11 protein-coding genes are annotated in these 6104 nt (G+C 44.6%); 1 reads left to right on the plus strand and 10 read right to left on the minus strand.

What is annotated here, in order from left to right; all coding sequences use genetic code 11:
* Positions 1-118 precede the first annotated feature (118 nt).
* From D6D85_RS02700 to D6D85_RS02735, 9 genes are all read right to left on the minus strand, one after another.
* Positions 119-1357, minus strand: coding sequence for a hypothetical protein (locus D6D85_RS02700; protein ID WP_125670543.1), 1239 nt, complete (start codon positions 1355-1357; stop codon positions 119-121).
* A 4-nt stretch (positions 1358-1361) separates the two neighbouring features.
* Positions 1362-1511 carry a hypothetical protein gene (locus D6D85_RS16000; protein WP_161969645.1) on the minus strand — a complete coding sequence of 50 codons (150 nt, stop codon included), beginning with the start codon at positions 1509-1511 and terminating at the stop codon, positions 1362-1364.
* A gap of 127 nt (positions 1512-1638) precedes the next feature.
* Complete coding sequence (locus tag D6D85_RS02705) at positions 1639-2157, minus strand: hypothetical protein (protein WP_125670544.1); 519 nt, start codon at positions 2155-2157, stop codon at positions 1639-1641.
* A gap of 4 nt (positions 2158-2161) precedes the next feature.
* Complete coding sequence (locus D6D85_RS02710) at positions 2162-2491, minus strand: hypothetical protein (protein WP_125670545.1); 330 nt, start codon at positions 2489-2491, stop codon at positions 2162-2164.
* 10 nt (positions 2492-2501) lie between these two features.
* The gene (locus tag D6D85_RS02715; protein WP_125670546.1) at positions 2502-2990 is read right to left on the minus strand and encodes a hypothetical protein; all 489 of its coding nucleotides are present in this window, start codon (positions 2988-2990) and stop codon (positions 2502-2504) included.
* A 4-nt stretch (positions 2991-2994) separates the two neighbouring features.
* Positions 2995-3381 (minus strand): hypothetical protein, encoded by a 387-nt coding sequence (locus tag D6D85_RS02720; RefSeq protein WP_125670547.1) that lies wholly within the window; start codon positions 3379-3381, stop codon positions 2995-2997.
* Positions 3378-4148 carry a hypothetical protein gene (locus tag D6D85_RS02725; protein ID WP_125670548.1) on the minus strand — a complete coding sequence of 257 codons (771 nt, stop codon included), beginning with the start codon at positions 4146-4148 and terminating at the stop codon, positions 3378-3380. Before D6D85_RS02725 ends, D6D85_RS02720 begins: the two co-directional genes overlap by 4 nt.
* Positions 4149-4232: 84 nt before the next feature.
* A complete protein-coding gene (locus D6D85_RS02730; RefSeq protein ID WP_125670549.1) occupies positions 4233-4583 on the minus strand; it encodes a hypothetical protein in 351 nt (116 codons plus the stop codon).
* A 9-nt stretch (positions 4584-4592) separates the two neighbouring features.
* Positions 4593-5372 carry a hypothetical protein gene (locus D6D85_RS02735; RefSeq protein WP_125670550.1) on the minus strand — a complete coding sequence of 260 codons (780 nt, stop codon included), beginning with the start codon at positions 5370-5372 and terminating at the stop codon, positions 4593-4595.
* A gap of 98 nt (positions 5373-5470) precedes the next feature.
* On the opposite strand from D6D85_RS02735, the gene D6D85_RS02740 reads away from it, so the two are divergent.
* The gene (locus D6D85_RS02740; RefSeq protein WP_125670551.1) at positions 5471-5737 is read left to right on the plus strand and encodes a hypothetical protein; all 267 of its coding nucleotides are present in this window, start codon (positions 5471-5473) and stop codon (positions 5735-5737) included.
* A gap of 2 nt (positions 5738-5739) precedes the next feature.
* On the opposite strand, the gene D6D85_RS16005 is transcribed toward D6D85_RS02740, so the two are convergent.
* Positions 5740-6104: hypothetical protein (locus D6D85_RS16005; protein WP_161969646.1), on the minus strand; the 365-nt coding region annotated here is incomplete at its 5' end.

Below are 6104 nucleotides of genomic sequence, written 5' to 3' on the forward strand. Positions count from 1 at the left end.
CCACGGGAGCACCTAGGTTTTTGATTAGATAACCGGCCCAGTCCTTACTTACGTCTATCGCCAGCTGGGATAACTTAGTAACTCCACCACCACCAACTGTCGAAAACCCGCCCATCTATCACACCTCCCCATATAACAAACAAGCTTGATAAACTATACCGGTCGATCCAGCATTAACGTTAGTTATCGTGATAGAAGAACCACCATCAGCGGGAACACCTTCATTTATTGCTATAAAATCAACATACTGTAACGTCCCCGCACTGGTAAACACTATCCTCCTGCTCTTAGCCACTGTTCCTGAGGTCCAGTTTATCTTGAAATTATTTGCCTCACCGGCCGATATGAAGAAACCGTATATGTAACCTGACTTACCTGTCGTGACTGTCCGACTTACTAGAGCTGTCCCTGCGGCAGGAGCTGTCACTTCACCACCATCCACCCAGCTAAGAGATATGTTTCTCCCAAACCTTTGGAGTATTGCCAACACCGATAGTGTTACATCCATGTTCGGTGGGTTTTGAATAGCCAACCTATTTGAGGCATCGAAGGTCAGCTTATCCGTCTGCGACTTAATGCCTGAAAGTGTTGTTTCGCTTGCCCTTGATGAAAGAGCCACGTCAAGGTTTTGAAGCTTGGCTAAGTCCCCGCTCCAATCCCTAGCGGTAAGGGCCGTCCCACCAATTTTAGTTAAGTTGAAGGGCGATTCACCAATGGACTGCCCGGCCTTGAAGTAGTCCGTCGGGAGGTTCTGGACAACAATTTTGAGGTTGTTGCTCGCGTCGAACTGTAGCTTGTCTGTCTGGGCTTTAATCCCACTTAACGTCGCTTCTGAAGCTCTACTGGATAGCATCGTGTCCAGATTCTGTAGCTTTGCGAAATCCTGAGACCAGTCCCTAGCAGTGAGAGCTGTGCCCGAGACCTTGGCGATGTTGATGTTGTCTATTGACGCCTTCACAGCGCTCAACGCTGTATCAAGGTTCTTAATGTAGCCTGAGAGCTCGTTTCCAGCACTATCATATGGTGTGAAGGGGCTTCTAGGCAGAGCGTCTACAACGCTTACTCTAAGCTTGTCAGTCGCCTTGGACGCCAACGCACCGGCGATTGCTGATAGTGTTGATTCTGATGCTCTGCTTGACAATGCTGTGTCTAGGTTCTGCAATTTAGCTAGATCTTGTGACCAATCCCTTCCTGTTAGGGATGTACCACTTATCGATGCTAAGTTCTGCGATAGTGTTATGTTTGGTGCGGCTTTCTGTATTGCATCTTGAATTATCTTCTTCAGTGTTTCAGGGGCTATCTCATATGTTATGACTTTCGGTCTTCTAAAGCTTTTTATCCGCTCCAGAATGCCCATCACATCACCTCAGAAAGATGAAGCACATCCCTTTAATGATACAGTAGTGGAAGAACACTATACCTATCACGACTATAGACCAGAACAGCACATATACTAGTATAGCCCTCCTTATCTCCCTTCTCAACATCTCTATTAGTTCTTTTTCGCTCATCCTATCACCTCCTTTAACCACTTCTGGCACTCATCACAGAGGGGATTCATCAGGTTCTTCTCTATTTTAACATTTTTCCCCTCAACAACTATGTGAGCACCGCACTGTGGATTCTGACAGAGCCTCTCTATATTCCCACCTCCTCAGATAAAGTGGAGAAGTACTTCCTAATAATCCTGTCCCATATCTGCTCAGGTATCCTCGCATATGTGACAAATTCAATCAGGTCAACGCTGCTTGATGTCGTGTTCACTATCTTTCTGGTCTCCTTTCTTCCTGCAAACAGGGCACCAACCTGTAGAAAGTTGAAATAGGTCGAGTAGGTTGCCGTGTAAACGGATGTGTCCATATACCTGAGCTTATCATCTATGTAAAGGTAGTACATTAGAGCAAAATCTACACTTGGCGATAGCTTAACCGCAAAAGGAACCGCAACCTCACCGGGAGGTGCATAATCGTTTATGACAAGCACGCTGTATGGAGGAATCGTCCATTTGGTTGTTATCCCAAACCAGTCAGCCTTTCCAAGCGCAAAGAGTGCTGTGAAAAGCTCAAGGAAGTTTATTGATAGCCTTGTTTTTCCAAGCTCCCTTGCCAGAGCCTTAGCATATGCCTCCTCTATCTTCTCCTCCTCTCCGACTATCATCATATCACCTCTTCCTCGGAAGCTTATAGCCCTTTATGTATATACCGTAGGACTCAGCTTCCTCCAATTTATCAGGTGCATACTTCTCCAATATTTTCCTCCAGACTCCTTTCTCCTCCTTTACCACTTTTAGCATATCCTCAGGAACTTCATCGACTATTTCAGACGTAACTCCGTTTCTACCGCCCCAGCAAATTAAAAGGAGACTTCTCTCGCCCCATACTGGTTTGCCTGCAAATTCATGCTTCAGCATCGGTATGCCTTCATCCATCCTGCACCTCATTATGAAGTCTATGATTTCCCTCCCGTCAGGCTTTCTTGGGGGATCTTCCATTCAACCACCTCTACAGCTGAAGACCATATATCGTGGCACTTGTTGTTACGGATGTGTATGCTGCACTTGATGAGGAATCGACATCTATCTCCTTTATGTAAACCCTATCCTTCATAAGACCCTGCAAGTCAGCTGGGTTTAAGAGGACAGTACCAGTTGCAGTTGCTGACTTTGTTATGTTTGCTGATGTCCCATCCGAGAACTTCGCTGTAAGCCTTATTGTAACTGTCTCCCCTGTGCCAAAGGTTCCTCCCCAAGTTAATGATACAGATAAAGGAACTATCGATTTGTTTACTGGAGCAACTAATGCCACAGCCGTTCCATATGCACCGCTGACACCCGGTGTCGGTGAGGCTGTTCTTACCCAGTGAACTCCAAGTGAGTTTGTCTTTATAGGAGTTATAGCACCATCTGCAATATCTTTGTCTGTTATCAGCCTTCTCTCCCACATTTCAAGCTTCTTTATTATTTTATCAAGCTTCTTATTTACCTCGCTCATGCTATCACTCCTCATCCGTGAACTCTATGTCAAATGATATATTTGATATACCCGCTATGCCCTGAGACCAAGACAGCTTGAACCCTTCCTTTCCAGTTAGCCCCCTAAGCACAAGTGGTCTCCTCTTCTCTAGGCTTATCTCTCCATCTGATACAAGATACTCTGAGTCCACAGATTTCCAGCTAGGTGATCCAACTGTTATATCTGGTGAATAGTTTACTATCACTGTAACAGGCCTTCCTGATATCCTCTTAGCCCATATCTTCACCCTCACTCCGGCAGGTATTCTTATTGTTGTAACGGCACTGTACAGCAGGTCTCCGTTAAGGGAGAAATCACCAGTTGTTGAGCTACCATCCGTCTTCCCGAATACGGTCAGGATCTCCCTCATATTTTCACCTCCCTAACCAAATTCCTGTATTCAGCTATTGCCTGATCTCTCTCATATACTGTATGTATCGGATATCCTGAGAAGCCGTAAACTGTCTCGAATGCCTGCTTTATAGAGTAATCCCAAGCCATTATCGGTGCGGTCTTCCACTTTGCCGGGAACCTGTAAACTCCTATGTTGAATATGGTGTCAGGATCTTTCACTATCTCAACCTCATACTCCCTGTATATGAATTTTGCAAATGTGTAAACGCTCATGTTTGTGTCATTTCCGAACCTCCATCCATAGTGTATCTTTGGAAATATCACCGTCTCAACCTCACCTCTCTTGAAACCAAATGTCTTATCGACTCCAACTGATGCGTTTGCCTTCTGGAAGAACCTCTGTATAACACCAACAGGCACCTGAACATCTGTCCTCAGAAATGCAGGTGTTGTCCTAAGCACCACATGAAAGAGCCTTGTGGCATAGTCCTCGTTTGTGTACCACATATCTGTTGTGTCAAACAGTGTTGTTATATCAGATGTCGGAGGGAACAGTATACCCGATAGAGTGTATGCCCTAGCTGGAAGAACTCCATCAGCAGGAACAGTTGTTGTTGTACCATCATACGTGTATAGTGTGGTTCCAGATTTTATCGGCAAAGCCCCGTAGTTTATCTCCTCAAATCCCTTATTTGCAATGGACTTCACTCTAAAAGGTATAAAACTCTTTGTTGCAGGTATATAAACTACCAGAATCTCGTTCTCATCCACAAACTCCACCATCAGCTCTCACCCCTAAATATAGATGGGTAGAATATAAAAAAGTTCCTAAAAACAAAAAAGTAGAGAGGGGATGTGGAGGCTTCTTCAGAAGCCCAAAGCAGCCACTATAGCCTTTGTAGTTGCACCGGCTGCAACAGATACCGCAGTTATAGTGTATGAGTTTGCAGATACCGAGGAGACATAGAATCCTGTTGCGTTCTTGTCCTCAGGTACAACTGCTATCACCGCTAGGACAAGCTCAAGATTTGTGTTCACTGTAGCAGATACATCAGCAGCTGCTGTCCCAGAGTTTGTCAGAGATATTTCATGTATATATAGCTTCTTGCCATCTGCAAAGGAAACATATATGGGAAGCTCAGATGTTACTGCAAGCGTTGCAGGCATAGTGTACACAGCTTCCTCAACTTTTTCCTCAGAGGTCTTCTTGAAAGGCATTCAACCACCTTATATTGTCTTTATATCGGCTAGGAAGTCTCCCTCTGCGAACACGAAGCCAAGCAGAGGCATTGTTGATGTACCGCTTCTTGCAGGAAGCACGGACCACATTATTCCCACGTCATGGAATATTGGTACAACTCCCGGTGTTGGATATATGTGTATTTTCTTTCCTGACTCAAGAGGTATTGTTGATAATGGAGATACTCCAAACATACCATACTTCTGAGATTTGTCAGTCTTTATCCTCATCTGTGTTATCTTTGGAGTGCTTCCTATTTCTAAAACACCGTTCTGGAGTATCACCAGCAAAGCTCTCTGTCCATCAGTTGGATTAGCCTTGTACCAGTTTGTCCCATCTCCAAATAAGTATGCTGCTGTGTTTGCTGTGAATGTTATGTCCCATGTATTGCTTGTGTATGAAGTGTATGCCGGAAGAGATGGGCTTGGAGTACCAGTGTACTTAATAGCCTGTGGGAACAGTGGAGAGATACCTATAGATCCGGTTCCTGTTGCTGGAAAGCTTATGTTCTTCATGCCCGGAAACTTAGCTTTAGCCACTGCTGCCATCTTGTAAACCGCTGGAGCCTGTCTCTCAATCTCAACTGCAATCTGAGGTGCTATAGCTCTGGCATGGTTTGCAAGCATCTTTATTGCAAGCTCAACTGCCTTTATTTCCTCTGCTGAGAGAACTTCGTATGTTATGTTGTCTATTCCCGGTGCGTAGAAATCAACACCGGCTTCACGCACATCCCTAACAAATTCCTTAAAGGATACTGTCGTGGGCATCTTCTCACCGTGAGCTCATATCCAGCTAAGGTATATAAACAATTGTAGCACAAGGTACACACCAAACAAATTTATATAGTGATGGTGGATATCCTATTGTGAAGGACAGAACCCTGAGGATAAGATGTTCCCCAGATACCCATAAAAAGTTCAGGAAGATAGCCTCCTCATTTGACAATTATGAGCAGGCACTAAATGCTCTAATGGATCTCTACATAAAAAAAGAAAGGGAGGAGAGTTTTGTCGTTATAGAGTGCTATCCTGAGGATAAAGCAGTATGGAATCTAGCCAAAAGAAGATACTCAGAACGTGGAGTAAGCGAGAGAGAGCTTTTCAGGAGGTTGCTGTCCTTTATAAGGTGGTGATTTCAGCTGAAGGTAACTCCTGCGAAGGGTTTCTTCTCCTCCTCAGTTATTGGCTGTAATGATGGGTAATACTCAAGTGCTACAGGTTCTGATAATTTTATCATTGGTAATATTCTCTTCTTAAGCTCCTCAACTAAAAGCTCAAGTGCAAACACTGTTGCTGCAAGATCCCACTTTGCAGGCACCTTGCCCTTGTATGACTCGTAGAGCACGAAAAGGCCGCCTAACCCTTTTACTAGGTCGCTCAACAGCACTTTGTCGAAGACAACTCTGTCATGTGAGTCCACAAGCCAGCAGACTACCTCAGCACCAACTATACCATACAGGATATTTAACATCTCGTCCCTCGTCATGCTGGATCTATGAA

This window comes from Candidatus Methanodesulfokora washburnensis (assembly GCF_003947435.1).
GTDB lineage: Archaea > Korarchaeota > Korarchaeia > Korarchaeales > Korarchaeaceae > Methanodesulfokora > Methanodesulfokora washburnensis.

Excerpts from the sequence above, each read along its gene's own strand:
- D6D85_RS02720 (WP_125670547.1), bottom strand. The coding sequence starts at position 3,381 with ATGAGGGAGATCCTGACCGTATTCGGGAAGACGGATGGTAGCTCAACA.
- D6D85_RS02730 (WP_125670549.1), bottom strand. The coding sequence starts at position 4,583 with ATGCCTTTCAAGAAGACCTCTGAGGAAAAAGTTGAGGAAGCTGTGTAC.
- D6D85_RS02715 (WP_125670546.1), bottom strand. The coding sequence starts at position 2,990 with ATGAGCGAGGTAAATAAGAAGCTTGATAAAATAATAAAGAAGCTTGAA.
- D6D85_RS02705 (WP_125670544.1), bottom strand. The coding sequence starts at position 2,157 with ATGATAGTCGGAGAGGAGGAGAAGATAGAGGAGGCATATGCTAAGGCT.
- D6D85_RS02710 (WP_125670545.1), bottom strand. The coding sequence starts at position 2,491 with ATGGAAGATCCCCCAAGAAAGCCTGACGGGAGGGAAATCATAGACTTC.
- D6D85_RS16000 (WP_161969645.1), bottom strand. The coding sequence starts at position 1,511 with ATGAGCGAAAAAGAACTAATAGAGATGTTGAGAAGGGAGATAAGGAGG.
- D6D85_RS02700 (WP_125670543.1), bottom strand. The coding sequence starts at position 1,357 with ATGGGCATTCTGGAGCGGATAAAAAGCTTTAGAAGACCGAAAGTCATA.
- D6D85_RS02725 (WP_125670548.1), bottom strand. The coding sequence starts at position 4,148 with ATGGTGGAGTTTGTGGATGAGAACGAGATTCTGGTAGTTTATATACCT.
- D6D85_RS02735 (WP_125670550.1), bottom strand. The coding sequence starts at position 5,372 with ATGCCCACGACAGTATCCTTTAAGGAATTTGTTAGGGATGTGCGTGAA.